Source organism: Ruegeria sp. CE6, from assembly GCF_056537485.1.
The window spans coordinates 986,198-1,010,539 of record NZ_JBQFRR010000001.1 but is presented as its reverse complement, the minus strand read 5'-3'; the positions used below and the strand labels follow the sequence as shown (position 1 = coordinate 1,010,539).

Below are 24,342 nucleotides of genomic sequence, written 5' to 3'. Positions count from 1 at the left end.
ATTTAATAACAAGGGCAGAACGCCTATCTGGGTCCTATGAAACAGATTGCTTTTGCCCTTGCTCTGACACTGGCTGCGCCCGCCGCGTGGGCGGCTGAAAAGCTGCCACTGTCGCAAATCTCTAACTACCTGAACCAGATGAAGACGGTTCAGACCACATTCACGCAGGTGAATGATGACGGATCGCTTAGCACCGGTAAGCTGTGGCTCGAGCGGCCCGGAAAAATGCGGTTCGAATATGATCCGCCCAACAGCGCGGTAGTTTTGGCGCGGTCGGGGACGGTGCAGATCTTTGACCCGAAATCCAATCAGCCGCCCGAACAGTACCCGCTGAAACGCACACCGCTGTCACTGGTGTTGGCGCGGAATGTCAATCTGGGGCAAGCCAATATGGTTGTTGGGCACGATTTTGACGGGACCGCCACGGTTGTGACGGCTCAGGACCCCAAGAACCCGGAAAGCGGGCGGATCGAGTTAATGTTTACATCCAATCCGGTTGAGCTGCGCAAATGGGTGATCCACGATAACGCTGGAAGTCAAACGACCGTACTGCTGGGGCCGTTGACTGAAGGCGGAAACCTCGATTCCAGCGTGTTTTCAAGCAAAACCCGTATCAGGTCAGACGATCGCTGACCTGACAGGGTTTGTTTAGTAACGGCAGTTCGCCAGCTGCGCCTGATACAGTTGCGCTCGGGCGTCTACATCGTTCGCAACGTTCAACAGCCAAGATTTGCTGTTGTAGCTGCCGCGCGCGTAGCCGGTTTGCCCTTCGTGATAGGCTAGGTACTGGTTGCGCGCGTCGGTGGGATGAATCCCGTTCCGCTCATAGCTTTTGTTCATGTACCAGCCAATGAAATCCGACGCATCACGGATGCGATCCCGCTTGGCGCGGCGTTTGCCGGTTTCGCGTTGATACTGCTCCCACGTGCCATCAAGTGCCTGACCATAGCCGTAAGCACTGCTTTGGCGACCCATCGGGATGACGCCCAGCACGTATTTGTGCGGTGTGCGCGCATCTGCGCGATAACGGCTTTCTTGGTAAATCGTGGCCATCTGAACGTGAACGGGGACACCCCATTTGCGCTCGGTGCTTTTGAAAGCCTTGATATAATCGGGTTTTTCGCGCGCAATGCTGCACGCGTCATTCAGTCTGCTCGGTGGCTGTTTGGACCCGCCACCACAGGATGCCAAAAGCAGCACCCCGAAGAGTACGAAAAGAATTCTGCTCATGTGCCTCGTGCCTTTTTTCTTTATTCTAGCGCAGATTGAGCTCTGAGGAAATCACAATCGTTACAGAATAATAGCGAGAATTATCGGTAATGCGGCGACCGACAATACTGTCGAGACCATGACCATGCCTGCAACCGCGTCGGAATCCACATCAAACCGCTCTGCCAGCAGGTATGAGGTGACGGCGACCGGCGCACACATTTGCAAAACCAGAACTCCGAAGGCTACAGGACCCAGTCCAAAACTGATGGCAAGAGCCCAGCCCAACCCGAAGCACACCGCGAGTTTCAGCAGGGACAACCATATAGCCTGTTGCAGCTTCTGTGTTGTCAGGCGTGCAATCGCGACCCCAAGGGTGATCAGCATCATAGGCACCGCCATCTGGCCCAACAGTTCCAGCGTGTTGGTTAGAAACAGTGGCGTCTGCCATCCACGCCACAGAAACAATGCCCCCAGCAGCGTGGCCCAGACCATCGGCTCGCGCAGAACCTTGCCAAAGGCGCCGCGCCCCGCGACCAGATAGATACCGTAGGTAAAAGAAAACAGAGCCGTAACGGCCAAAAAGATCACCGCGAAACCCAACCCAGCCTGCCCAAAGGCAAAGATGCACAAAGGCAGGCCCAGATTCCCAGTGTTACCGAAGATAAGAGGTGACAGATAGGTCCGCTGCTCAAGCCCTGAGGCACGTACAATGACCCAGAAAACCACCGCCAAAGCAACATGTGATGCAATCGCAGCGAGCGTGAAAACGGTCAATTCACCGCCAGGAATGTCGGTTTGCATCAAAGCTACGAAGATCAGGCTGGGCACTGCAAGCGTCACCGCAAACCGCGTGACAAATTGCAGCCGATACTCGAACCCGAGCTTGACCCACGCAAACCCGATCCCGGCCAGAAGGAACACCGGGGCAACGATTTCGAACACTGTTAGGAGTAGGTTCACAGACTGTTTCCCCGAATTTCAGCTCATTGGTTGGCTTTTCTGCCCGAAAAGATGTACTAAATGCTTTGGGGGCCGAAACAATGCTAAAGACACAAGCCAAGTATCGCCTGGGACAGGTGGTTCGACACCGTAGACACCCTTTTCGAGGGGTTATTTTTGATGTCGATCCGGAATTCTCGAACTCGGAGGAATGGTATCAGGCCATTCCTGAAGACAGTCGCCCGCTGAAGGATCAGCCGTTCTATCATTTGCTGGCTGAGAATGATCAATCCTTCTATGTCGCTTATGTTTCAGAACAAAATCTGGTTGAGGACCAATCGGGTGAGCCGGTAGACCATCCCGATATCCCCAACATGTTCGGCCCGTTTCAGGATGGATCTTATCCGCTGCACTTTCAGTTGAACTGAATATGTCCGTCATAATGGCGTGTGTCAGTAGCCTAATGCGCAACCATCTTTACGGGGATCGCTAGCACCTTCCAGAACTCCGTTTGAACAGATTCGAATGGCTTGCGCACCACCCAGAGACGTTTCCGGTATTTGGACAGTGTGCCCCATATCGGATAATTGTTGCAGAACGGCATCGGAATAGCCTCGCTCAATTTTCAGAACACCCCCATCTGCAAATGCCCGAGGCGCATCGATGGCTTCCTGCAGCTCTATGTCGAAATCCGTGAGATTTGACACTAGCCGAGCGTGTCCGGTTGGTTGATAGGCACCTCCCATGACGCCAAAGGGCATCGCGATGCGGCCTTGGGCGCGCAACATTCCCGGTATGATTGTGTGCATTGGTCGCTTTCCACCGGCAAGCTCATTTGGATGACCGGGTTCGAGGTTGAAACCAGCACCCCGATTCTGCAGCAAAATGCCGAACTTTTCCGAAGCGATGCCCGACCCGAACCCGTGGTAGATCGAATAAATAAGTGAAACGGCCATGCGATCCCGGTCAACCACGGTGATATAGACGGTGTCTTTGTGAACAGACCCGGTCAAGGGAGCGGCGGCAGCCATGGCGCGTTTCGGATTGATCAGCGCGGCAAGTTGGGCGGCTGTCTCAGGTGCAAGAAAATGAGCCATCCGCGTGCTGTGGTCGGGATCGGCGATGAAACGATTGCGTGCGTCGTAGGCCAGTTTGCTGGCCTCGGCTTCGATATGTACGCGTTCAGCCCCCCAAGGGTCCATTGCGGCCAGATCGAAGTGCTTCAAGATATTCAGCAACAGGATTGCCGTCGCGCCCTGACCATTCGGTGGGTGCTCGACCAGTTCGACACCGCCATAATCTCCGCTGACGGGCACAGTTTCATCGCTTTGCACGGCCGCGAAATCCTGCGCAGTCTGTACTCCACCCAGATCGGACAGGGCCGCAAGCATGTCATCGGCAATCTCACCAGAATAAAATGCCTTTTGACCGTGTTGGGCAATGCGCCGAAGAACTTCTGCCTGACCGGGGGCGCGAAAAACCTGCCCGGTTTGCAAGGGTTTGCCGTCAATCAGATAATGATCACGTGCCGCGCCTTGCAGGGTGGACGCGCTGTTCATCCAATCAAAGGCAACGCGTGGAGCCACCGGAACACCTGACTCGGCATAATGGATTGCGGGTTGCAGGATTGCTTCCAGGCCCAGCCGACCTTCGGTTTTTGCTAGACGGCAGAATGCCTCAACCGCTCCGGGAATTGTCACGGCATCCGGGCTGGTCACGGGAACCGAATTTAAACCGCGATCCCGCAATGCCTGTGCATCCGCTGATGCCGCGGCCCGACCCGAACCGTTTAGTGCGCGAACAGTCTGCTCGCCTGCGCGATTGTACAGAACAAAGCAATCTCCGCCCAAGCCGGTCATTTGCGGCTCGCAAATTCCCAGAAGCACTGCGCCTGCAATGGCTGCGTCCATGGCATTGCCGCCCTGCTGCAGAATATCCAGCGCGATTTTGGCGGCCAACGGATGGGACGTTGCGCACATCCCTTCGGTTGCCAAAACTTCAGAACGGCCTGTCTTGTGAAAATCGCGCATGGGTCTTTCCTTCTGCAAACACGCAGACACTAAGCCGCAGCTGGGAATTGTCCAATGCTATCAGAGGAAGGAGGTCCTCGGCGCCGCTCACTGGGTGGGGGCTGTGACGCTAGGCGCCGAGGGAAGCTATCTGAGCTACCCCTTACTTATGACCTTTGTTTGCGGCGCGACAATGGTTCGATCTAGGCCTTATTGTGGCCATTTGATGCCTGCTAGGGCATCTCGTCAAAGTCGAACCGCAAGCAGAGCAGGTTCCCGCCGCTTTTGCGTTCATATTGTATGTCGCTGGCAAGTTGATGAATCAGGTGCCAGCCAAAGCCGCCCTCGGGCAGGTCCTGCAAAGCAGTGTCGACAGATGGTGGAGTGCCGCTCGGTATCCGCAATTCGGGCATCGGGTCGCCGGTATCGGTGATCTGAATCACCAGCTTCTTTGCACATAATGAGCAATCGATTTGAACGTCAGCGGCGGCCACCCCGGCATAGGCATGTTCGACCACGTTGTTGATCGCTTCCGTCAGCGCGATTCTTACGTCATCTGCTTTGCTTTCCGGCAATCCCTGCGCTGCCAGCCGTGCGCTTAACGCCGCGATCCCTGCGCTGGCCTGCACTTGTGTCGCGGGAAAGCTCACCTCCAGGCAGTTTTGTTTGCAACTCGAGCACACGCTGTTCCACCTCTGCCGATCGTCAGTCTGCACCAGCGCCGATCGCCTCATCCAGCGATTTGAACAGTCTGAACACGGTGTCCATGCGGGTCAGGCGGAACACTTTTTCAACGATCGGGCGCAAGCCGGCCAGATCCAATCTGCGCCCTTTTTCCAATTGTTTCATCGAGGCGACAATGGCGCCCAGACCGCTGGAGTCGATGAATTCGACAGAAGACAAATCCAACACCACCCGTTTGGCATGGGTTTGGGTTTCCGCGCGCATATCTTCCTTGAATTGAATCGCCATTGCGGCATCAATTCGATCACAATGAACGGATATTATCTGTGTCTCGCCGGTGATCTCGCTGCTGAGCCCCATGTTCGTCCGCCTTTGGCAATGCAAAATGATGGTAGAAATACGCTAGACGGTAATTCTTACCATTCGGTATCCATAGGCTGGAAAGTTCAAGGAGATTTCGGATGAACGAGGTTGTGATAGCAGGTGCCGCGCGTACACCAATGGGCGGCTTTCAGGGCATGTTTGACGGCGTCGCCGCTGCTGATCTGGGCGGTGCTGCTATCCGCGCAGCGCTGGAGGGTGCAGGCATTCGGGCCGTGGATGAGTTGCTGATGGGCTGCGTCTTGCCTGCCGGCCAGGGACAGGCCCCGGCGCGTCAGGCTGGGTTTGCCGCCGGTCTGGGGGAAGATGTACCTGCCACAACGCTCAACAAAATGTGCGGTTCAGGCATGAAGGCCGCAATGATCGCGTTTGATCAGATCGCTTTGGGCCATACTCAGACCATGGTCGCTGGCGGGATGGAGAGCATGACCAACGCGCCCTATCTGCTGCCCAAGATGCGCGGTGGCGCCCGGATCGGACATGGGCAGGTCGTCGATCACATGTTTCTGGACGGGCTCGAAGACGCCTATGACAAAGGTCGGCTTATGGGCACGTTTGCCGAGGACTGTGCCGAATCCTATCAGTTCACGCGCGAGGCGCAGGACGAATACGCCCTGCGGTCGCTCTCCAACGCGCTGTCCGCGCAGGAAAATAATGCGTTCGACCAGGAAATTACACAGGTCAAGATTCAGACTCGTAAAGGCGAGGTTGTGCTGGACGCGGATGAGCAACCAAAATCGGCGCGGCCCGAGAAGATACCCACACTGAAACCAGCCTTTCGCAAGGATGGAACGGTAACGGCAGCCAATTCTTCTTCGATCTCGGATGGCGCAGCCGCCCTTGTGCTTGCCTCGGCAGAGGCGGCAGAACAGCAGGGCCTGACCGTGCGCGCACGGATTCTTGGCCACGCCAGTCACGCGCAGGCACCGGGGTTGTTCACAACTGCTCCGGTTCCGGCGGCGCAGAAATTGTTGGGCCATATCGGTTGGAAAAAAGAGGATGTCGATCTGTGGGAGGTTAACGAAGCCTTCGCCGTTGTACCCATGGCTTTCATGCACGAAATGGGCTTGTCCCGTGAGATCGTGAATGTGAATGGCGGCGCATGTGCGCTTGGCCACCCGATAGGTGCCTCGGGGGCCCGGATCATGGTCACGCTGCTCAATGCGCTAGAAAAGCGAAATCTCAAGCGCGGTGTCGCTGCAATCTGCATTGGCGGCGGAGAAGGGACGGCCATCGCAATAGAACGCGTTTGACGCTTTGTCTTTTTGCAAATACTCGGGGAATTGGCGGCAGCGCCCGCAGTTCCCCGGATGCAAGGTCTACCAACATGAAAGCCGACTACGACACACTCGCCAAAACCATAGCCGCCTTGACCGACGGTGAAACCGACGAGGTTGCATTGATGGCTACGGTGGCATGCGAAGTGCATCACTCGGACGACCGATTCGACTGGACGGGATTTTACCGCGTAACTGAGCCCGAAGTGCTAAAGATCGGGCCTTATCAGGGGGGGCATGGCTGCCTAGTAATCCCTTTTGAACGCGGTGTGTGTGGTGCGGCTGCCCGTACAGGGCAAGTGCAATTGGTTTCGGATGTAGATGCTTTCCCCGGCCATATCGCTTGTGCGTCATCCACTCGGTCCGAGTTGGTTCTACCGGTGCGGGATGCGAATGGTAACGTGATCGCTGTCTTTGATATCGACAGCGACCAGCCCGACGCGTTTACCAAAGATGATGCGACCGCACTTGGTGCTATTCTAACGGATGTATTTGCGCGTTAGAGGGTTCCGAGCTATCGCAAAAATGCGCCAAGATCTCGGGACATAATCAGATAGCAAAGCCCGGCCTGAAACGCTGTGATCGTGTATAGCCAAGCCGAGAAACCGCGCTTGCGGGTCTTGTGCCCGAAGATCCAGCGCCCCAGTAGCGCGGCCAAGCTGCCACCTAGTGCCGCCAACCATAACAAGCGCCGCTCGGGGATGCGTCGCCTTCTACGGCGCGCGCGCAGCTTATCCAAGCCAAACGCCATCAAAGTCAGGGTATTAATGGCCCAAAGATAGATTACGGCAATCCACATGGAGCGTGCATAGCCAACTAAATTTGCAGACCCAAGTGAAAAAATGCTTGGAAATTTCACCGATTCGAGGCACCGTGAAAAAGTAACAGAAAATTTCACGCAGACTCGGAACGCAACTTGAATTCGCAAGCCCCTCATAGCGCATCCCTCGGTGCCGACCTTCGCGCACTGCGCAAGGCGCGCGGGCTGACTCTGACCGAGATCGCCAACCGATTGGATCGGTCCGTTGGCTGGCTCAGCCAGGTCGAGCGTGACATGTCCGAGCCGTCGATTTCGGATCTACGCCAGATTGCCGAATGTCTGGGTGTGCCGATGTCGATGCTGTTTGCCCATTCCGCTGCGCCGGTGGATGAGCAAGGGTATATTGTGCGGGCAGGGTCCCGTCGCCCGATGGGCTCTGGCGAAGAAGGGTTGATCGAAGAACTGCTTTCGCCTGACCTGACCGACGATTTCGAGATGGTGCATTCGACCTTTGAGCCGCATTCGCAGATGCAGACCCCGGCAAACCGGCCGACGCAGGAAGTCGGCTATATGGTTTCAGGCCGTCTGGAACTGACGATCGGCTCGCGCAGCTTTCAGGTCGGCCCCGGCGATAGCTTCCGGATCAAGCACGAGCCCTACACTTGGTCCAACCCCTTTGATGAGCCCGCTGTGGCCATCTGGGTCATCGCCCCTCCGGTGTACTGATGAGTTTTGAGGCCTGGACCATATTCGCTCTGTTCTGGGTGGTGTTCGTGACCACCCCGGGGCCGAATGCGGTCAATTGCATCTCAAATGGGATGAGCCTGCCGTTCTCCAAGGCTATGTTGGGTGTCTTGGCTATTTTGACTCAGGCGAGTGTGTTCCTGATCCTCTCGGCTGTGGGAATCACAGCGTTGATTGCCGCGTCGCCAACGGGTTTCTTTGTCGCCAAACTTATCGGGGCCGGGTTTCTGATCTGGATGGGCATTCGCGGTTGGATGAACGCAGCGAAACCCGCTCCGGCATCAGAGCGTCCGGCAAGACATGTTTACTTTCACGCGCTGGCTGTTGCCACGATCAACCCCAAGAGCGTCGCCGGATACCTTGCGGCGTTTTCGCAATTTGTGCAGCCGGATGTACCCATCTGGCAGCAAATGGCGGTGATCATGCCGACGGCACTGGTCATCACGACGCTCAGCTATACCGGGTTCACGTCGCTGGGGGCGCTGATGGGCAAGGCTGCGTTGGGGGCGGTGTTCAATATCTGGGTACGCCGCGTGATGGCGACCTGTTTCATCATTTATGGCGTTTTGCTGGGTGCCAGTTCGACGCCGACAGCGAGGGGATAAAGACATGCATACCGGTTCCTGCCTGTGCGGCGCGGTCGCTTTTGTTGTTGACGGAGACCTCACGCCACCAAATGCCTGCCATTGCGGGCAGTGTCGCAAACAGTCGGGTCATCTGTGGGCCTCGACCGTTACGCATCAGGACAATCTCAGCTTTACCACCAGCGAAACGCTGGGCTGGTATCGCGCCTCTGCCATTGCCAAGCGCGGATTTTGCCGCGCTTGTGGCTCGTTCCTCTTCTGGCAGCACAATGACGAGGACACGATCGCAATTTCCGTGGGCTCACTGGATGAGCCGACCGGGTTGAAACTCGCCCAGCACATCTTCGTTGCGGACAAGGGCGATTACTATGACATCAAAGACGACCTGCCCCAGCGGGCACACTAATAGGGAACCAAACACATGAGTGATTTTCCAACCAAGGCCCGTGTGGTCATCATCGGCGGCGGCGTTGTGGGCTGTTCATCGCTGTATCATCTGGCCAAGAAGGGCTGGACGGATTGTGTTCTGCTGGAAAAGAACGAACTGACCGCAGGCTCGACATGGCACGCGGCGGGTAACGTTCCGACGTTTTCGACCTCGTGGGCGATCATGAACATGCAGCGCTATTCGACCGAACTGTATTCGCGCCTCGCGGACGAGGTCGACTATCCGATGAACTACCACGTTTCCGGGTCAATTCGTCTGGCGCACAGCAAGGAGCGGATGCAGGAATTCGAACGGGCCATGTCTATGGGCCGCTATCAAGGCATCCCGATGGAGATGTGGACTCCGGAAGAGGCCAAGGAACGCTATCCTTTCCTGGAGACCCATGATCTTGAAGGCGTTCTGTATGACCCGACCGATGGTGACATTGACCCGGCGCAGCTGACTCAGGCTCTGGCCAAGGGAGCGCGGGATATGGGGCAAAAGATCATCCGATTCTGCCCGGCAACCGGTGTGACACAGCAGGACGACGGCACATGGACCGTGCATACCGAAAAGGGTGATATTGCCTGCGATTATGTGGTGAACGCCGCCGGTTACTATGCGCAGCGCGTAGGGGAATGGTTCAAACCCTTTGGCGGCCGAACCGTCCCGGCCATGGTCATGAGCCATCAGTATCTGCTGACTGACGAAGTTCCCGAAATCGAAGCGTGGTCGAAAGAAAATGGTGGCAAGAAGCTGCCGCTGCTGCGCGATGTCGATATCTCGTACTACCTGCGGCAAGAGAAGAATGGCTTCAACCTTGGCCCTTATGAGCCTAATTGCAAGGGCCACTGGATGACCGAGGATGACCCGATGCCCGAGGATTTCAGCTTCCAACTGTGGAACGATGATCTGGACCGGATCGAGGATATCGTCACCGATGCAATGGAACGGGTTCCGCTGATGGCAACCTCGGGCGTTGGTCGCGTCATCAATGGCCCGATCCCCTATGCGCCAGATGGTCTGCCGTTGATTGGCCCGATGCCGGGTGTGACAAACGCGTTCGAGGCTCATACCTTCACTTTCGGTATCGCCCAAGGTGGTGGTGCAGGCAAAGTTCTGGCCGAGTGGATCGTCGATGGTCACACCGAATGGGATATGTGGGCCGTCGATCCGCGTCGTTACACCGACTACACCGATCAGGACTACTGCAATCAGAAAGGGATGGAAGTCTACGGCAACGAATACGCCATGCATTTCCCACATCACGAATGGCCTGCCGCACGCGACAAGAAGGTCTCGCCTGTGCACGCCAAGGTCAAGGAATTGGGCGGTGTCATGGGCGCGTACAACGGCTGGGAACGCGCAAACTGGTTTGCGCAAACCGGCGATGACACGTCACTGGAAGCCACCCATACCTGGGGACGTTCGGGCCCCTGGGAGCAACGGGTCAAAGAAGAATGCGAAGCCGTGCGCGATCACTGCGGGGTGCTGGATCTGCCGGGCTTCTCGCGGTTCTGGATACAAGGCGAGGGGGCGGATGACTGGCTGCGTGGCTTCTGTACCGGAGGTATCCCTAAAGCAGGGCGCATGAATCTGATCTATGTCTCGGATGAAAGAGGGCGCATTTTGACCGAGCTGTCCTGTATCCGTCTGGCTGAGAACAATTTCGTCCTAATCACTGCTGCCACGGCACAGTGGCACGATGGTGATTTGATCCGCAATTCGGTGCCCGAAGGTGTGACCGTTCGGGAAACCACAACCGAGCGCGACACACTGATCGTGACCGGACCGATGACGCGGAATGTATTGTCCGGCATCACCGATGCAGATTTGCAGCAAGGGTGGCTGACCCACCAATTCGCCAAAGTGGCCGGGCAGGATGCCTTCCTGATCCGTGTATCTTTCGCGGGTGAGTTGGGTTGGGAAATCCATGCTGAAAATGATGCGATGCCCGCCATCTACGAAGCTGTGCTGGCTGCCGGAGCGAAACCCTTTGGCATGTATGCGTTGAATTCGCTGCGGATCGAGAAAGGCTATCGCGCGTGGAAAGGCGACCTAAGCACAGATTACTCTCTGCTGGAAGGTGGTTTGGGGCGCTTTGTCAAGCTCGATAAACCACAGGATTTTGTTGGCAAAGCAGCCATTCAGAACGAAAAACAGCAAGGCGTTAAAAAGTCCTTTGTCACTCTGATCGTGGACGCAGGTGAGGTCGATGCGCCTTACATGTCCTGCATCTGGAGCGGTGATGAGATCGTGGGTGAAACCACATCGGGTGCGTGGGGGTATCGCATTGGTGCCTCGGTCGCGCTGGGCATGGTGCGCGCAGATCTGGCTGTCCCGGGAACTGAGCTAGAGGTTGAAATCTACGGTCAGAAATGTCGTGCTGTTGTTCAGGAGGATCAGCCGCTCTGGGATCCTGCAAATGAACGGTTGAGGGCCTGACCCCTACGACAGAAAGGCGCTGATATGACCCGGCAGATGGAAGGCGTATATCTGACTGGCCATGGAGGTCCTGAGGTGTTGGAATGGCGGGAAGACGTCCCCGTTCCGACCCCCGGTCCGGGGCAGGTTCTGGTGCGCGTAGCCGCTGCCGGGGTGAACAACACCGACATCAACACGCGGATCGGCTGGTACTCGTCGGATGTTACAAAAGCGACGGATGCGGTAGATCAGCAGGTTGAGGCCGGCGGGTGGGGAGGTGCGCTGCACTTTCCCCGCATCCAAGGTGGTGATCTGTGTGGGATTGTTGAAGAGGTTGGACCGGGAGCGGCGTTCAAGCCCGGCCAACGCGTGACCTGTCCTATCAACTTGCCACGCCCGGGGCCGGGTAGACCGCATGGTTTTATCGCGCTTGGTTCAGAAATCGACGGAGCGTTTGCCCAATACTGTCTGGTCGATAGCAATGATCTCTATGATGTGACCGCCTCGCCCCTATCAGACGTGGAAATCGCCGCTATTCCCTGCGCGTTTGGGACCGCAGAAAACCTGCTGACTCGCGCTGGTGTGTCGGCAGGCCACACAGTGCTGATTACAGGGGCTTCAGGCGGTGTGGGCCTCGCCGCGGTCCAGCTCGCGGCGCTACGAGGAGCGACGGTCTGGGGGGTGACAAGCGCTGCCAAGGCGGATGTGGTCAAAGCGCAGGGGGCGTCGGCAACCTTTGACCGGGATGCGCAGCTGCCGAAGGATATGTTCGATGTCGTCATCGATGTGGTGGGCGGCTCGGCTTGGCCCGATCTCATACTGGCGCTGAAACCCGGCGGGCACTATGCGGTGTCAGGTGCAATCGCTGGCCCCATCGTCAGCGCCGATTTGCGAGACATCTATCTGCGCGACATCACAATCCATGGCTGCACCCATCAGCCTCCCGAAGTCTTTGGCCGACTTGTTGTGCTGATGAATGCAGGTCGGATCAGGCCTTTGGTCTCAAAAACCTACCCGTTGCGTGACATTGTTCAGGCGCAAGAGGATTTTATGTCCAAGACCTTGCCCGGGAAACTGGTATTAATACCGTGAAAGGGGGGTAGATGGCTGACATTACGCTTTTAGATGGTTCGATCGGGCAGGAACTGGTGAAACGCAGCGGTGACCAGCCCACGCCTTTGTGGTCAACGCGGGTGATGATCGACAAACCTGACTTGCTGACCGAAGTTCACGCGGCCTATTTCCGCAGTGGCGCGACGATTGCCACCACGAATACCTATGCCATTCACCGCTCGCGGCTGGTGCGTGAGGGGATCGAAGACCAGATGCCACTTCTGATCGAGGCTGCTCTTTCGCGGGCCGAGCAGGCTTGCGCGGGAACTGACGGTCGTATCGCTGGTGCGCTTGGTCCGCTTTTGGCCAGCTACCGGCCCGATCTGAATCCCGACCCAGACGATGCGGCTGAAAAATTTGCCGAGCTGGCTCAACTGATGGCAGACCGGGTTGATCTATTCCTGATCGAAACCGTGTCCTCGGTTCTGGAAGCCGAAGGTGCGCTTCGCGGTACCGAGAATTGCGGCAAACCCGTCTGGCTGGCAATGTCGGTTATGGATGATGACGGCACGCGATTGCGGTCAGGCGAAGCGCTGGAGGACATCGCCCCGCTTGTTGCGCGTTACGCCCCCGAGGCCGTTTTGATCAACTGCGCGCGCCCGGAAGCGATTCCGGCTGCACTGGAGATCATCGCAAAGCTGGGTCGCCCGTTCGGCGCTTATGCCAATGGCTTTACTGGTATCAAAGACGGTTTTTTGAAGGATGCCCCGACGGTTGACTCTCTGGAAAGCCGTCATGACCTAGACCCTGACGCCTATGCGCAGCATGCCATGGGCTGGGTGGCGCAGGGCGCGACGATTGTTGGCGGTTGCTGCGAAGTTGGGCCAGATCATATCGAAACCCTTGCCGACAGTTTACGTGCGGCCGGGCACACAATTGTTTGAGTGTGCCTCATGTCGATCCGCAACAAACCTGAACGGCGAAAAGATCGGGATCAGCAGCATTTCGATATTCTGGTTGCACCCGGTTTCGTGTTGCTGGAACTCGCGTCGCTGGTCGATGTGTTGCGCCTGGCCAACCGGGTTTGCGCGCATCCTCCGTTCACATTCACTTACCGGTCCCGAAAGGGGGGGCCTGTTGAAAGCAGCAGTTGCGCGACGGTGTCGACCGAAACCATACCTGCGCAGCCCGATGCGGATTATCTGTTTGTGATCGGAAACTCGGATCCGGATCAGCCAGAGCTTTCTTTAGGTCGCGTCGTGCCCGACTATACGTACCGGGGAGCCCAGGTCTTTTTGCTGGCCGAAGCGGCAAGCAGGTACATCGATGAAAACGGCGCTGATCATATGGCAACCCATTGGGAAAACGCCTCTTTCTTACGCGAACGTGGCGCGCGTTTTGAGGCCAAGCTTTCAATTGCGACCGAACAGGGTTCGGTGGTCACCTGCGCGGGAATGGAGGCAACGACGGATGTGGCACTGGCGGTGATTGGGCGGCACATTTCGGGTGCCGCCAAGATGACAGTTGCGGATATCATGCTGCACGAGAACATCCGCGATTTCTCATCCATGCAGCCGTTTTCGGGCGCTCGGAATACAGCCACAGGTGACGCAAAGCTGGATCAATGTATCAAGCTGATGCAGGCGAATATCGAAGAACCGTTACCGATCAATCAGATCGTTGACATGTTACACGTGTCGAACAGATCGCTCGAGCGCAAGTTCAAGGCAACTTTCGCAACCACTCCAAACGGATTCTACCGAGAAATGCGCTTGGCCAAAGCCAACAACTTGCTTTTGAACACAACGATGAGCGTGCGGGAAATCGGCTTGGTGTGCGGCTTTCCAAACGGATTCTCATCCGTTTACAAAAGCGTCTTTGGCGTCACTCCGTTTGTTCTGAGACGTCAAAAAAGACGTGCAGAATATAGGTGATTTTCGCGATTGAGATGACGTTTTTGACGCTTTTTTTGTCGATCCTTCATGGCATTTTGCAAAAAACCTGAGACAGCGGAGACATCAGGATGGTTGATCTTCCCACCAAGGCCCGTGTGGTCATCATCGGCGGCGGCGTCATCGGATGCTCGGTCGCGTATCACCTTACCAAGAAAGGGTGGACCGATGTTGTGTTGCTTGAGCGCAAGCAACTGACCAGCGGCACCACATGGCATGCTGCAGGTCTGATTGCGCAGCTGCGCGCGACCGCAAACATGACCAAGCTGGCCAAGTACAGTCAGGAACTCTATGGCGCACTTGAGGAAGAAACTGGCGTTGCCACAGGGTTCAAGCGTTGCGGATCGATCACGGTGGCCCTGACTGAAGAGCGCAAGGAAGAGATCTATCGTCAGGCCGCCATGGCCCGCGCCTTCGGGGTTGAGGTCGAAGAGATCGACAATGATCGTGTGCAAGAGCTGTATCCCCATCTGAACCTCGAAGGGGTCAAGGGGGCGGTTTATTTGCCTTTGGACGGGCAGGGTGATCCAGCGAATATCGCTCTGGCTTTGGCTAAAGGTGCGCGTCAGCGCGGTGGCGTCGTCAAAGAACGTGTGAAAGTCACCGACATCGTCAAGCAGGGTCGTAAAGTCACCGGCGTGGACTGGATTGCGGACGATGGCAGTTCCTCGGGCCATATCGAATGCGACATGGTGGTGAACTGTGCGGGCATGTGGGGCCACGAAGTTGGTAAGATGGCAGGTGTGAACGTGCCGCTTCACGCCTGCGAACATTTCTATATCGTGACCGAAGGGATCGACGGGCTGACCCAACTGCCGGTGCTGCGCGTACCGGATGAATGTGCCTACTACAAAGAGGATGCCGGAAAAATCCTGCTGGGCGCGTTTGAGCCAAATGCAAAACCCTGGGCGATGAACGGCATCCCCGACAGTTTCGAATTCGACCAGTTGCCAGAGGATTTCGATCACTTTGAACCAATACTCGAAGCGGCCTGCAATCGGATGCCGATGTTGGCCGAGGCGGGGATTCACACCTTCTTTAACGGCCCCGAATCCTTTACGCCGGATGATGCCTATCACTTGGGACTCGCCCCCGAGATGGATAACGTTTGGGTCGCTGCAGGGTTCAACTCGATCGGTATTCAGTCGGCGGGTGGTGCCGGTATGGCACTGGCCGAGTGGATGGACTCGGGCGAGAAACCGTTCGATCTGGGCGATGTTGACATCAGTCGCATGCAGCCGTTTCAGGGCAACAAGCAGTACCTCTTTGAACGTTCGAAAGAGACGCTCGGCCTGCTTTATGCCGACCACTATCCCTATCGCCAAAAGGCCACCGCGCGCGGTGTGCGCCGGACACCGTTTCACCACCACTTGATCGAGCAGGGTGCCGTGATGGGCGAATTGGCTGGGTGGGAGCGCGCCAATTGGTTTGCCCACGAAGGGCAGGAACGGGAGTATCAATACAGCTGGAAACGGCAGAACTGGTTCGAGAATTCGGCTGCCGAACACCGTGCCGTGCGCGAAAATGTAGGCATGTATGACATGTCGTCCTTCGGCAAAATCCGCGTCGAAGGGCCGGATGCCGAGAAATTCATGAACTATATCGGCGGCGGCGATTATTCAGTGCCCAATGGCAAGATCGTCTACACCCAATTCCTAAACCGTAGCGGTGGGATCGAAGCAGATGTCACGGTCACACGGTTGACTGAGACCGCCTACCTGGTCGTCACCCCCGCGGCGACCCGATTGGCGGATCAGACCTGGATGATGCGTCATGCAGGCGGCTTCAATGTGGTTATCACCGATGTCACCGCTGGCGAGGGCGTTTTGGCCGTCATGGGGCCGAATGCACGTGCATTGCTTGAAAAGGTTTCGCCCGCTGATTTCTCGAACAGGACCAACCCCTTTGGCACGGCGCAACAGATTGAGATCGGTATGGGTCTCGCTCGCGCCCACAGGGTGACCTATGTGGGTGAGCTTGGGTGGGAGATCTATGTGTCGTCCGACATGGCAGGTCATGTTTTTGAGGCGCTGCACGAAGCCGGACAAGATATGGGCCTGAAACTCTGCGGCATGCACATGATGGACAGTTGCCGGATCGAGAAGGGTTTTCGCCATTTCGGTCATGACATCACCTGCGAGGATCACGTGGTCGACGCGGGATTGGGATTTGCCGTCAAAGTGGACAAAGGCAGCGATTTCATCGGTCGCGAGGCGGTGATGGCCCGAAAGGAAAGCGGGCCCAAGAACCGGCTTGTCCAGTTTAGACTGACTGATCCCGAACCACTGTTGTTCCACAACGAACCAATCGTGCGCGATGGTGAATATGTAGGTTACCTTAGCTCGGGCAATTATGGTCACACGCTGGGTGGTGCCATTGGTCTGGGCTATGTGCCCTGCGAGGGCGAAAAGCCTGCAGACGTGCTGGCCTCGACCTATGAGATCGATGTCTGTGGTGTGAAAGTCCAGGCAGAGGCGTCGTTGAAACCGATGTACGATGCGAAATCCGAGCGGGTCAAAGTCTAGAAAACATCGACAGGGGTAGGCTCTGCCCCACCGTCCGTAACGGGCGACGCGCGCGAGAGTATTTTTGGCCAGATCAACAAGGGATCACCTGCTCATCTGGCCAACAATATCCATGAGCGTGAGACAGCGCTTCGCATGTAGGTTGGCTGCAGAACGCGCGACCTATCAGAAACTTTGATGCCCTGCTTCACAGTTTTGATAGTTCCCAAGCCCATCTGATTTGCCGTAGAGAAACACGGTATCAGTCGGAGACTCTCTGTGGCAGACACCCGCGTACCACCAAACAATACCGATACGCCTAAAGGGCTGGCGTTGGCTGTGATGGCCTATGTGCTTTGGGGCTTCCTGCCACTTTACATGAAAGCAATGGAGCATATCGGCCCGATCGAGGTAGTTGCGCATCGGGTGATCTGGTCGGTGCCGGTGGCCGGGCTGCTGCTGATAGCGCTCGGGCGGACCGGCGATCTGAAAACTGCACTTCGCAATCCCAAAATGTTGGGTATGGCGGCAATTACAGCGGCGCTGATCTCGGTGAACTGGGCGATTTATGTCTGGGCGATTTCATCGGGGCATGCGCTGGACGCGGCTTTGGGCTATTACATCAACCCTTTGTTCAGCATTGCGTTGGGTGCGATATTGCTGCGTGAACCTCTGAACCGAACACAGTTGGTTGCGGTCGGGTTGGCCGCTTTGGGGGTGTTGGTACTGGTGTTTCAGGCGGGAAGCTTACCCTGGGCGGCTTTGGGCTTAATGTTCAGCTGGGGGTTTTATGCGTTCTTCAAGCGCTCACTCCCGATCGGGCCCAACCAAGGGTTTTTGTTGGAAGTCCTGATTCTACTGGTACCCGCCCTGGCCTACGTCACCTGGCTTGGAACAAGTGGTGCCGGGCATTTTGGAGCAGCCGTGTCAGACACTGCGCTGCTTGCAGGCGCGGGGCTGGTGACTGCAATTCCGTTGCTGCTTTATGCCAATGGGGCCAAACTGGTGCGTCTGTCGACGATGGGCATCCTGCAGTACATCGCGCCCACGATGATTTTTATCACCGCGATCACGTTGTTCGGAGAGCGTATTGATCAGGCAAGATTGATCGCGTTCCCCCTGATCTGGGCCGGGTTGATTGTGTATTCGATCCCGATGATCCGGCAAATACGGTCTCAGGCCTAGCGAATGAGCTGGGCAAGCTGTTCGGCCCAGATTGCATAGGCCTTGGGGCTTGGATGATATCCGTCCGGCGCGGCGAGCGCCGGGTCATCGGGCAGGTTCAGCGCCAGATGTGAAACTTGCGGATATGCTGCAGCCACCGTCTGCAAGCCGTGATCCAGCCTTGCAGCCTGTTGCCCCAAAAACCAGGCGAGCGGCTGAGGCAGAGCGGGAAAACGCGCCATCTGAGGAACCGCAGACACGATCACCTGCCGGGCTTTCATCGGCCCGGTCAGAAGGTCTAATAGGCGTGCTTGGTGGTCCTCAAAGCTTTGTCTGCTTACCGCTCGGGTCACGTCGTTCACACCCAGCGCCGTTACGGCCACATCAAACTGTTCGGAAAGCCCTTGCAGCTGCTCAATAGTGTTTTGAGTGGTATGCCCGGTGGTCGCTTCAAGCCGCCATTCCACGGTATAACGCTTTGCCAATTGGCCGACCAGTTGCCCGGATAGCGCCTGGCCTAGGGTGCCCGCCCCAACGCCAGCGGCCGAGCTGTCCCCGGTGATCAACAAGCGCAGTCTGGGCCCGCGCCCTGCACACCCTTGGCGGGGACCAGTCGGTTCTGGCAGAAATTGCGCATTGCGTCTTACCGCGAACCCCTGAATTGCCAGAATAGGCAAAAGCGGAATTCTGAGAATCTGATCGGCGGCAACAGGCAAAGGAACCGTTAGCTCAGCGCATCTTTGAACTTTAGAAAGCGCGCATCTTTCATAACTCGTGCCATCATGGCTTCGCGCAAGGCTCCGACGGTCTTGTAAGGACGCATGACGACCTCAAATTCCTGAATAAGTCCGTCTGCGTTCAGCGTGATCAAGTCTACACCCACGGCGTCCAAGGCACCGACTTTGCATTGAAACTCCAATGCCCAATCGTCGCCGTCGCCCATGATCCGACGATACTGAAATTCGGAAAACACCTGACCCACATGACCCAGAACCGCTGCAACAGGTTCACGCCCGGTCCAGGTGCTGTAGTAAGTGGGTGGTGAAAACCGCACATCTTCGGCCAGCAACTCTTGGATCAGGCCTTCATCGCCCTTGGCCACCACTTCTTGCATTCGTTTGATCGTCGGGTGCATACCGTCTTCCCTCTTGTTGACCAAAGAGTTGCTGAACCTTTTCACTCACGCAAGGACGACGTTGCGGGAGGGGGCCGCCTGAGATAGGCAAGCGCGCATGAGCGAAACCTATGATCCCCCAAACTCCCCTCTGGATGTGCTGTTTGAAGACACGCAATTGATCGTGGTGAACAAGCCGGCGGGTTTGTTGTCCGTGCCGGGGCGGGGCGCGCATCTTGCTGATTGTCTACTAACCCGCGTGCAAGTTGCGTTTCCACAAGCGTTGCTGGTGCATCGGTTGGATCGGGATACATCCGGTGTAATGGTGTTTGCACAGACGCCGCATGCCCAGCGGCATCTGGGGCTACAGTTCGAAAATCGCCAGACCCGCAAAACTTATGTCGCGCGCGTATGGGGGCGGGTAGAACCAAAAACGGGAACGGTTGACCTGCCGCTGATCGTCGATTGGCCCAATCGCCCCCGTCAGATGGTCTGTCACGACACCGGCAAGCCTGCTGTTACGGATTGGCGCGTGGTTAAATACGAGGGCGAGACAACGCGTGTTCGCCTGTCTCCCAAGACCGGACGATCGCACCAGTTGCGGGTTCATATGCAGGCGCTGGGGCATCCTATCTTGGGTGATCCGTTTTATGCCGATGGCGCGGCGCGCGACTTCCCGCGGTTGATGCTTCATTCGGAAGAACTGCGCCTCAAAAATCCCGAAGGCGGGGTGTCGATGAAATTTCGCGCGCCAGCCGAGTTCTGATTCTAAGCGTTACTGGTCCAAAGCATCTTCAGGTTTCCGAGCGAAAACCGCCTGGTGCGATTGACCGGGCGTACAACTTGGCGTTCCCGTGCGGCAGCAATTTCACGTTCGATTTCGAATCCGCGCAAAACGTGATCTTGGGACCAGCGGTCCAGTTTCAAGGTCATCATGACGTGATTGTCGAGGTAGGGCATGGTCACTCTCCTGAATTGCAATTGCCCAATCTTCGCCCAACACTCCTGACACCACCTTGTCAGGGGGGTGTGCTAAGTTGTCAGCAGATCTTTAGGAGACCCGGATGCGCCGATCGACACGTCTGTTCGAAATCATTCAGATCTTGCGTGCTGCTGAAGCGCCCGTGACGGCCGATGCGTTGGCCGCCAAGCTCGAGGTTTCGGTGCGCACCGTCTACCGCGATATTGCCGTGTTGCAGGCCCAGCGTACGCCAATCGAAGGCGAAGCGGGTGTTGGCTACTTGATGCGGCGCGGCTATGATCTGCCGCCATTGAATTTCGATGCGGAAGAGGTTGAGGCTCTGTGGGTGGGCCTGTCGATGCTGGCCCGCACTGGTGACAGTACCCTGCAACAGGCCGCTGACCGGGTGTGTCGTAAGATCGAAGCCCTGCGCGCGCCAGCTGACTGGCTTCAGGTTGCGCCTTGGGGCGCGCCGATGGATGATCCGGAAAAGGGCTGTGTGCCGGTCGTAAACTATCGCGAAGCGATCCGGGCCGAACGTAAAATTCGCATCACCTACGTGAATTCGGAAGGCGAACGTACCGAACGCACGGTGCGGCCCGTCGCCCTGATCTACCACATAGAATGCACTATGCTGGCCGCGTGGTGCGAGCTGCGAAACGGGTTTCGCCATTTCCGCACAGATCGGATCTGGGCATGCGAGCTGACCGAGGATCATTTCTGCGGGCAAGGGGAACCTCTGCGCGCGATCTGGCAGGAGCAGAACAGCTGGGATAACTCCGCAGGGGTGGCCTGAATGGCGGGTATTCGCCGATTTCACTCAATTGTTGCTTGAGGCCTATTGTTCTCACTGTGTTATACTAAGCGTAACGAAACAAACCCGGTGAACGGGTACGCGAGCAGAAGGTGATTCAATGACGATTTCCAAATGTGTACTGACGGTTGGACTGTGTTCAGCCCTGTTTTTGGGGGCGTGTACCGACCCGGGCACCCTCAGCGTGCAGAACGATCCCAACCAGAATGCCAAGCAAGGCGCGTTGCTGGGTGGTCTGATCGGCGCTGGTGTGGGCGCAATTGCCAATGACTCTGACCCACTGTTGGGGGCGTTGGCCGGTGGTGCCATCGGTGCCGCAGGCGGTGGCGTGATCGGCAACCAACTTGACCGGCAGGCTGCAGAGCTGCGGCAGCAGTTGGCAAATGACGGCATCACGATCGTCAACGCGGGTGATCGCCTGATCGTCACGGTTCCGAATGACATCACCTTTGACACCGACAGTTCCACCGTGCGCCCGGCCTTGCGTGCCGATTTGGTGAAGGTGGGGCAGAATCTGGTCAATTACCCGAATTCGAATGTCCAGATTATCGGTCATACTGACAGTGACGGAGAGGCGTCCTACAACCTCGGACTGTCTGAACGCCGCGCCAATGCGGTGGCTGATATTCTGCAGGCCAATGGTGTCAGCTACGCCCGTATCACTACTGTCGGGCAAGGTGAAAACAACCCGATCGCATCGAACCTGACACCCGAGGGAAAAGCCCAGAACCGGCGGGTCGAGATTGTGGTGGTTCCCAGCGACAACACCTGATCACGCGTCTCGCGCACAATGACTGCGCGTCATCGGGTCTTTGGTTCGATGGTGTCTCGGGATAACTAAGGGGAAACACCAAAGCGGAGTTTCCCCATGTCCCAACCGATCCTTCTTGGCCTTTCCGGCTCGCTACGGCAGGATGCGACCAACCGTAAATTGCTGCGCGAAGCTGCACGCCTGTTCGAACCCGGCACGTTCATTGAGGCTGATCTCAGTCTGCCGCTTTATGACGGCGATCTCGAAGTTGGCGAAGGCATACCTGAAACCGTGCAGGTTTTGGCCGATCAGATTGCCCAGGCCCACGCGGTGATCATATCAACCCCGGAATACAACAAAGGGCCTTCGGGTGTTCTAAAAAACGCGCTGGACTGGGTCAGCCGGACGAAGGGCAAGCCTTGGATGGATAAACCGCTCGCCGTCATGTCTGCGGCTGCGGGCCGGGCCGGGGGGGAGCGGGCGCAAATGATCTTGCGGTCCTTCATGGTCCCCTTTCAGCCACGCATTCTGCAAGGTCCCGAGCTTCACTTGGCGGACAGCTCGAATGAATTTGATGCAGACGGGCGGCTGTCTAACGACCGCTACGAGCATACGCTGCATAACCTGATGCAGAAGCTGCGGGCAGAGGCCGGGTTTTAATCCCCTTTGCTTGCCGGTCTGTACCGCAACTTCTAGGTTATGCGGATGAAGGATCAAGACCAGATAGAGACTCAGGCCGATGTCGTAGATCCTGCCCGAGCGGCTGCACTGCAGGTAGCAATGGGGCGGGAACCGACGATTGAGGCAGGCTCAGTACTCCCTCCCTTCTTTCATCAGCTCTATTTCTGGTCGCCGCATGTGCCGAGCGATCTGGGGCGTGATGGACATCCGCGGGTAGGCCAAGGTCTGATCCCCGATATGGGACTACCAAGGCGCATGTGGGCAGGTGGGCGACTGCAGTTTCATCAGCCCTTTGTGGCAGGGGTCGCAGCCGAGCGTCGGACGGTCAGAGAAAGCGTCGTGGCAAAGACAGGACGTAGCGGACCGTTGGCATTTGTCACACTGCGTCACGAGATTTGGCAAAAGGGCGCGCTGAGCGTGACCGAATGGCAGGATCTGGTTTATCGTGAAGATCCCTCATCAGACGCACCGGCTCCAAAAGTTCCGATGGCTCGAACGGATGAGTTGGATCACCGCATTGTTGAATTTGATACAACCCTGTTGTTCCGCTATTCGGCGCTGACGTTCAACGGTCACCGGATCCATTACGATCTTGACTATGCACGCGACGTGGAAGGCTATGCCGGGCTGGTTGTCCATGGGCCTCTGCTGGCCCAATTCCTCATGTTGTTCGCAACCGATCTGTTGGGACCCTTGGCAGAGTTCAAATTTCGCGCGTCGTCGCCGCTGATGCATTTCGAAACGGCGACCCTGTGTCGGAACGGTCAGGAGTTTTGGGTGCGTGGACCCGGAGGCCGACAATGCATGTCAGCCAAGGCAATACCGCAATCAGAGTGAAGCTTCGGGCAGAAAATCCTGCGGGATTCTATCGCGCCTTTCCAGCATCAAGTCGGCCATGACCTCGGCCACCTTCGGTGCCATACCAAAACCGATCTTGAATCCCCCATTGGCGATAAACTGCCCTTTGTGCAGGGGATGCGCGCCCAGCATCGGCGCGCGGCTTTTGCTGCGGGGGCGGACACCGGCCCAGCGTTCGATCACTTCCGCCCCGTGCAGGACCGGCACGGCACGCATGGCGCGGTCCAGTACATCGTCCAGAGCGGCATCTGTGCTGGTCGGATCGTCGTATTCGCGTTCTGATGTCGAGCCAATGGCCAACGTACCATCGGCATGAGGCACGATATGAACAGCATCGGCAAACAACTGTGGTACGTCGCCCGCATCAAATCGCAGCAACGCCGCCTGTCCTTTCACGCCGTTACCGATTGTCTTGCCAAACGCCTTGCTGAGCTCTTGCAGACCCGCAAGTCCAGTGGCGTGTACGACTTGTCCCTTGTCGGGCGCTTCGGCGGTAACTTCTACTCCCATTACGGCAAGCGCGGCCACCAGCGCTGCGCAGGCACGCCTTGGGTGCATGCGCGCGCTTAGCGTATCGTGGACGACATATCCCGTCGGGCTGGGTGGGCACCAGGCACCAATCTGATCTATAAACCGGACGCGCCAATTAGCCTGACCCTGCCAGAGTGTTGCAGCTGTTTGTTCACGCGCTTGGGCCAGCTCCAAACCGCGTGCGTCTGGTATGGGTTGCAGACGCCCAAGACGTGCGTAGCCGGGCGACACACCACCGGTGGCCTCGACCTGTTTCCAGAACGGTTCAGCCATGATTAAACTTTCAAACTGGAACGCCTTTTTGGTGTTCCAGTTTTCGGGTACATGTGGGGCCAGCGCGCCAACAAGCCCTCCACTGGACCCCGCGCCCGGACCAAATGGGTCGACGATCTGAACCTTCGCGCCGCGCCGTGCGCAGGTCCAAGCGATGGAGAGGCCAAATATTCCTGCGCCCCGCACCGTCACATCGACCATTGCCAATCCCCTTTTCGTTGTTCAGTGTCGCGCCGCTTAGCTAC

The 24,342-nt window shown here is 57.1% G+C and carries 28 protein-coding genes; 18 read left to right on the top strand and 10 right to left on the bottom strand.

Annotation, left to right across the window (positions count from 1 at the left end; translation table 11 throughout):
• Nucleotides 1-36 precede the first annotated feature (36 nt).
• Nucleotides 37-633, top strand: coding sequence for a LolA family protein (locus ACR0DK_RS05015; protein ID WP_170398828.1), 597 nt, complete (start codon nucleotides 37-39; stop codon nucleotides 631-633).
• Nucleotides 634-648: 15 nt separating this feature from the next.
• Here ACR0DK_RS05015 and ACR0DK_RS05010 read toward each other — a convergent pair whose 3' ends face one another.
• Both ACR0DK_RS05010 and ACR0DK_RS05005 read right to left on the bottom strand, forming a co-directional pair.
• Nucleotides 649-1,230 (bottom strand): transglycosylase SLT domain-containing protein, encoded by a 582-nt coding sequence (locus ACR0DK_RS05010; RefSeq protein ID WP_170425842.1) that lies wholly within the window; start codon nucleotides 1,228-1,230, stop codon nucleotides 649-651.
• A gap of 60 nt (nucleotides 1,231-1,290) precedes the next feature.
• A complete protein-coding gene (locus ACR0DK_RS05005; protein WP_170425840.1) occupies nucleotides 1,291-2,172 on the bottom strand; it encodes an AEC family transporter in 882 nt (293 codons plus the stop codon).
• A gap of 80 nt (nucleotides 2,173-2,252) precedes the next feature.
• Between ACR0DK_RS05005 and hspQ the strand changes: the two genes are divergently transcribed.
• A complete protein-coding gene (hspQ, locus tag ACR0DK_RS05000) occupies nucleotides 2,253-2,579 on the top strand; it encodes a heat shock protein HspQ (protein ID WP_170398818.1) in 327 nt (108 codons plus the stop codon).
• Between the two features lie 24 nt (nucleotides 2,580-2,603).
• Here hspQ and ggt read toward each other — a convergent pair whose 3' ends face one another.
• The 3 genes from ggt to ACR0DK_RS04985 all read right to left on the bottom strand — a co-directional run bounded on the left by ggt (nucleotide 2,604) and on the right by ACR0DK_RS04985 (nucleotide 5,204).
• Nucleotides 2,604-4,181: a gamma-glutamyltransferase gene (ggt, locus tag ACR0DK_RS04995; protein ID WP_480735001.1), complete on the bottom strand. Its 1,578-nt coding sequence runs from the start codon at nucleotides 4,179-4,181 to the stop codon at nucleotides 2,604-2,606.
• 212 nt (nucleotides 4,182-4,393) lie between these two features.
• On the bottom strand, nucleotides 4,394-4,810 hold the full coding sequence (locus ACR0DK_RS04990) for an ATP-binding protein (protein ID WP_370644320.1): 417 nt from the start codon (nucleotides 4,808-4,810) through the stop codon (nucleotides 4,394-4,396).
• A 55-nt stretch (nucleotides 4,811-4,865) separates the two neighbouring features.
• Nucleotides 4,866-5,204, bottom strand: a complete 339-nt coding sequence (locus ACR0DK_RS04985; RefSeq protein ID WP_170398809.1) for an STAS domain-containing protein — start codon at nucleotides 5,202-5,204, stop codon at nucleotides 4,866-4,868.
• A 101-nt stretch (nucleotides 5,205-5,305) separates the two neighbouring features.
• Here ACR0DK_RS04985 and ACR0DK_RS04980 point away from each other — a divergent pair, with 101 nt between their 5' ends.
• Nucleotides 5,306-6,478: an acetyl-CoA C-acyltransferase gene (locus ACR0DK_RS04980; protein WP_170801483.1), complete on the top strand. Its 1,173-nt coding sequence runs from the start codon at nucleotides 5,306-5,308 to the stop codon at nucleotides 6,476-6,478.
• Nucleotides 6,479-6,552: 74 nt separating this feature from the next.
• Nucleotides 6,553-7,005, top strand: coding sequence for a GAF domain-containing protein (locus tag ACR0DK_RS04975; RefSeq protein ID WP_170425832.1), 453 nt, complete (start codon nucleotides 6,553-6,555; stop codon nucleotides 7,003-7,005).
• Between the two features lie 11 nt (nucleotides 7,006-7,016).
• Here ACR0DK_RS04975 and ACR0DK_RS04970 read toward each other — a convergent pair whose 3' ends face one another.
• Nucleotides 7,017-7,301, bottom strand: a complete 285-nt coding sequence (locus ACR0DK_RS04970) for a DUF1294 domain-containing protein (protein ID WP_170562347.1) — start codon at nucleotides 7,299-7,301, stop codon at nucleotides 7,017-7,019.
• A 117-nt stretch (nucleotides 7,302-7,418) separates the two neighbouring features.
• Here ACR0DK_RS04970 and ACR0DK_RS04965 point away from each other — a divergent pair, with 117 nt between their 5' ends.
• The 9 genes from ACR0DK_RS04965 (at nucleotide 7,419) to rarD (ending at nucleotide 18,135) form a co-directional block, all read left to right on the top strand.
• Nucleotides 7,419-7,988 carry an XRE family transcriptional regulator gene (locus ACR0DK_RS04965; RefSeq protein ID WP_170425828.1) on the top strand — a complete coding sequence of 190 codons (570 nt, stop codon included), beginning with the start codon at nucleotides 7,419-7,421 and terminating at the stop codon, nucleotides 7,986-7,988.
• Entirely contained in the window at nucleotides 7,988-8,611 is a 624-nt protein-coding gene (locus ACR0DK_RS04960; RefSeq protein ID WP_170611291.1) for a LysE family transporter, read from the top strand. Before ACR0DK_RS04965 ends, ACR0DK_RS04960 begins: the two co-directional genes overlap by 1 nt.
• Before the next feature lie 4 nt (nucleotides 8,612-8,615).
• The gene (locus ACR0DK_RS04955; RefSeq protein WP_480734998.1) at nucleotides 8,616-8,996 is read left to right on the top strand and encodes a GFA family protein; all 381 of its coding nucleotides are present in this window, start codon (nucleotides 8,616-8,618) and stop codon (nucleotides 8,994-8,996) included.
• Nucleotides 8,997-9,011: 15 nt separating this feature from the next.
• A complete protein-coding gene (locus ACR0DK_RS04950) occupies nucleotides 9,012-11,462 on the top strand; it encodes a GcvT family protein (RefSeq protein WP_170398785.1) in 2,451 nt (816 codons plus the stop codon).
• A gap of 24 nt (nucleotides 11,463-11,486) precedes the next feature.
• Nucleotides 11,487-12,533 carry an alcohol dehydrogenase family protein gene (locus ACR0DK_RS04945; protein WP_480734995.1) on the top strand — a complete coding sequence of 349 codons (1,047 nt, stop codon included), beginning with the start codon at nucleotides 11,487-11,489 and terminating at the stop codon, nucleotides 12,531-12,533.
• 11 nt (nucleotides 12,534-12,544) lie between these two features.
• On the top strand, nucleotides 12,545-13,438 hold the full coding sequence (locus tag ACR0DK_RS04940) for a homocysteine S-methyltransferase family protein (protein ID WP_170514791.1): 894 nt from the start codon (nucleotides 12,545-12,547) through the stop codon (nucleotides 13,436-13,438).
• 9 nt (nucleotides 13,439-13,447) lie between these two features.
• Nucleotides 13,448-14,428, top strand: a complete 981-nt coding sequence (locus ACR0DK_RS04935; RefSeq protein ID WP_170406633.1) for a GlxA family transcriptional regulator — start codon at nucleotides 13,448-13,450, stop codon at nucleotides 14,426-14,428.
• An 89-nt stretch (nucleotides 14,429-14,517) separates the two neighbouring features.
• A complete protein-coding gene (locus ACR0DK_RS04930) occupies nucleotides 14,518-16,971 on the top strand; it encodes a GcvT family protein (protein ID WP_480734992.1) in 2,454 nt (817 codons plus the stop codon).
• 258 nt (nucleotides 16,972-17,229) lie between these two features.
• Nucleotides 17,230-18,135 (top strand): EamA family transporter RarD, encoded by a 906-nt coding sequence (rarD, locus tag ACR0DK_RS04925; RefSeq protein ID WP_170398771.1) that lies wholly within the window; start codon nucleotides 17,230-17,232, stop codon nucleotides 18,133-18,135.
• On the opposite strand, the gene ACR0DK_RS04920 is transcribed toward rarD, so the two are convergent.
• On the bottom strand, nucleotides 18,132-18,791 hold the full coding sequence (locus tag ACR0DK_RS04920) for an SGNH/GDSL hydrolase family protein (RefSeq protein ID WP_480734989.1): 660 nt from the start codon (nucleotides 18,789-18,791) through the stop codon (nucleotides 18,132-18,134). The two genes, rarD and ACR0DK_RS04920, sit on opposite strands and share 4 nt — an antisense overlap.
• A 47-nt stretch (nucleotides 18,792-18,838) precedes the next feature.
• Nucleotides 18,839-19,249, bottom strand: a complete 411-nt coding sequence (locus ACR0DK_RS04915) for a nuclear transport factor 2 family protein (RefSeq protein ID WP_170398766.1) — start codon at nucleotides 19,247-19,249, stop codon at nucleotides 18,839-18,841.
• A gap of 97 nt (nucleotides 19,250-19,346) precedes the next feature.
• On the opposite strand from ACR0DK_RS04915, the gene ACR0DK_RS04910 reads away from it, so the two are divergent.
• Nucleotides 19,347-19,994 carry an RluA family pseudouridine synthase gene (locus ACR0DK_RS04910; protein ID WP_170625796.1) on the top strand — a complete coding sequence of 216 codons (648 nt, stop codon included), beginning with the start codon at nucleotides 19,347-19,349 and terminating at the stop codon, nucleotides 19,992-19,994.
• 2 nt (nucleotides 19,995-19,996) lie between these two features.
• On the opposite strand, the gene ACR0DK_RS04905 is transcribed toward ACR0DK_RS04910, so the two are convergent.
• Nucleotides 19,997-20,188: a hypothetical protein gene (locus ACR0DK_RS04905; protein ID WP_480734986.1), complete on the bottom strand. Its 192-nt coding sequence runs from the start codon at nucleotides 20,186-20,188 to the stop codon at nucleotides 19,997-19,999.
• Nucleotides 20,189-20,292: 104 nt separating this feature from the next.
• On the opposite strand from ACR0DK_RS04905, the gene ACR0DK_RS04900 reads away from it, so the two are divergent.
• The 4 genes from ACR0DK_RS04900 (at nucleotide 20,293) to ACR0DK_RS04885 (ending at nucleotide 23,272) form a co-directional block, all read left to right on the top strand.
• Nucleotides 20,293-20,985, top strand: coding sequence for a helix-turn-helix transcriptional regulator (locus ACR0DK_RS04900; RefSeq protein WP_480734984.1), 693 nt, complete (start codon nucleotides 20,293-20,295; stop codon nucleotides 20,983-20,985).
• A 118-nt stretch (nucleotides 20,986-21,103) separates the two neighbouring features.
• Complete coding sequence (locus ACR0DK_RS04895; protein WP_170398755.1) at nucleotides 21,104-21,775, top strand: YiaD family glycine zipper/OmpA-like lipoprotein; 672 nt, start codon at nucleotides 21,104-21,106, stop codon at nucleotides 21,773-21,775.
• A gap of 96 nt (nucleotides 21,776-21,871) precedes the next feature.
• A complete protein-coding gene (locus tag ACR0DK_RS04890) occupies nucleotides 21,872-22,414 on the top strand; it encodes an NAD(P)H-dependent oxidoreductase (protein ID WP_170663215.1) in 543 nt (180 codons plus the stop codon).
• A gap of 45 nt (nucleotides 22,415-22,459) precedes the next feature.
• Nucleotides 22,460-23,272: an HTD2 family dehydratase gene (locus ACR0DK_RS04885; RefSeq protein ID WP_480734982.1), complete on the top strand. Its 813-nt coding sequence runs from the start codon at nucleotides 22,460-22,462 to the stop codon at nucleotides 23,270-23,272.
• On the opposite strand, the gene ACR0DK_RS04880 is transcribed toward ACR0DK_RS04885, so the two are convergent.
• Complete coding sequence (locus ACR0DK_RS04880) at nucleotides 23,264-24,298, bottom strand: NAD(P)/FAD-dependent oxidoreductase (protein ID WP_480734980.1); 1,035 nt, start codon at nucleotides 24,296-24,298, stop codon at nucleotides 23,264-23,266. The genes ACR0DK_RS04885 and ACR0DK_RS04880 overlap by 9 nt on opposite strands.
• Nucleotides 24,299-24,342 lie beyond the last annotated feature (44 nt).

Excerpts from the sequence above, each read along its gene's own strand:
- ACR0DK_RS05015 (WP_170398828.1), top strand. The coding sequence starts at position 37 with ATGAAACAGATTGCTTTTGCCCTTGCTCTGACACTGGCTGCGCCCGCC.
- ACR0DK_RS05010 (WP_170425842.1), bottom strand. The coding sequence starts at position 1,230 with ATGAGCAGAATTCTTTTCGTACTCTTCGGGGTGCTGCTTTTGGCATCC.
- hspQ (WP_170398818.1), top strand. The coding sequence starts at position 2,253 with ATGCTAAAGACACAAGCCAAGTATCGCCTGGGACAGGTGGTTCGACAC.
- ggt (WP_480735001.1), bottom strand. The coding sequence starts at position 4,181 with ATGCGCGATTTTCACAAGACAGGCCGTTCTGAAGTTTTGGCAACCGAA.
- ACR0DK_RS04985 (WP_170398809.1), bottom strand. The coding sequence starts at position 5,204 with ATGGGGCTCAGCAGCGAGATCACCGGCGAGACACAGATAATATCCGTT.
- ACR0DK_RS04980 (WP_170801483.1), top strand. The coding sequence starts at position 5,306 with ATGAACGAGGTTGTGATAGCAGGTGCCGCGCGTACACCAATGGGCGGC.
- ACR0DK_RS04975 (WP_170425832.1), top strand. The coding sequence starts at position 6,553 with ATGAAAGCCGACTACGACACACTCGCCAAAACCATAGCCGCCTTGACC.
- ACR0DK_RS04970 (WP_170562347.1), bottom strand. The coding sequence starts at position 7,301 with ATGTGGATTGCCGTAATCTATCTTTGGGCCATTAATACCCTGACTTTG.
- ACR0DK_RS04960 (WP_170611291.1), top strand. The coding sequence starts at position 7,988 with ATGAGTTTTGAGGCCTGGACCATATTCGCTCTGTTCTGGGTGGTGTTC.
- ACR0DK_RS04955 (WP_480734998.1), top strand. The coding sequence starts at position 8,616 with ATGCATACCGGTTCCTGCCTGTGCGGCGCGGTCGCTTTTGTTGTTGAC.
- ACR0DK_RS04950 (WP_170398785.1), top strand. The coding sequence starts at position 9,012 with ATGAGTGATTTTCCAACCAAGGCCCGTGTGGTCATCATCGGCGGCGGC.
- ACR0DK_RS04945 (WP_480734995.1), top strand. The coding sequence starts at position 11,487 with ATGACCCGGCAGATGGAAGGCGTATATCTGACTGGCCATGGAGGTCCT.
- ACR0DK_RS04940 (WP_170514791.1), top strand. The coding sequence starts at position 12,545 with ATGGCTGACATTACGCTTTTAGATGGTTCGATCGGGCAGGAACTGGTG.
- ACR0DK_RS04935 (WP_170406633.1), top strand. The coding sequence starts at position 13,448 with ATGTCGATCCGCAACAAACCTGAACGGCGAAAAGATCGGGATCAGCAG.
- ACR0DK_RS04930 (WP_480734992.1), top strand. The coding sequence starts at position 14,518 with ATGGTTGATCTTCCCACCAAGGCCCGTGTGGTCATCATCGGCGGCGGC.
- ACR0DK_RS04915 (WP_170398766.1), bottom strand. The coding sequence starts at position 19,249 with ATGCACCCGACGATCAAACGAATGCAAGAAGTGGTGGCCAAGGGCGAT.
- ACR0DK_RS04910 (WP_170625796.1), top strand. The coding sequence starts at position 19,347 with ATGAGCGAAACCTATGATCCCCCAAACTCCCCTCTGGATGTGCTGTTT.
- ACR0DK_RS04905 (WP_480734986.1), bottom strand. The coding sequence starts at position 20,188 with ATGCCCTACCTCGACAATCACGTCATGATGACCTTGAAACTGGACCGC.
- ACR0DK_RS04900 (WP_480734984.1), top strand. The coding sequence starts at position 20,293 with ATGCGCCGATCGACACGTCTGTTCGAAATCATTCAGATCTTGCGTGCT.
- ACR0DK_RS04895 (WP_170398755.1), top strand. The coding sequence starts at position 21,104 with ATGACGATTTCCAAATGTGTACTGACGGTTGGACTGTGTTCAGCCCTG.
- ACR0DK_RS04890 (WP_170663215.1), top strand. The coding sequence starts at position 21,872 with ATGTCCCAACCGATCCTTCTTGGCCTTTCCGGCTCGCTACGGCAGGAT.
- ACR0DK_RS04885 (WP_480734982.1), top strand. The coding sequence starts at position 22,460 with ATGAAGGATCAAGACCAGATAGAGACTCAGGCCGATGTCGTAGATCCT.
- ACR0DK_RS04880 (WP_480734980.1), bottom strand. The coding sequence starts at position 24,298 with ATGGTCGATGTGACGGTGCGGGGCGCAGGAATATTTGGCCTCTCCATC.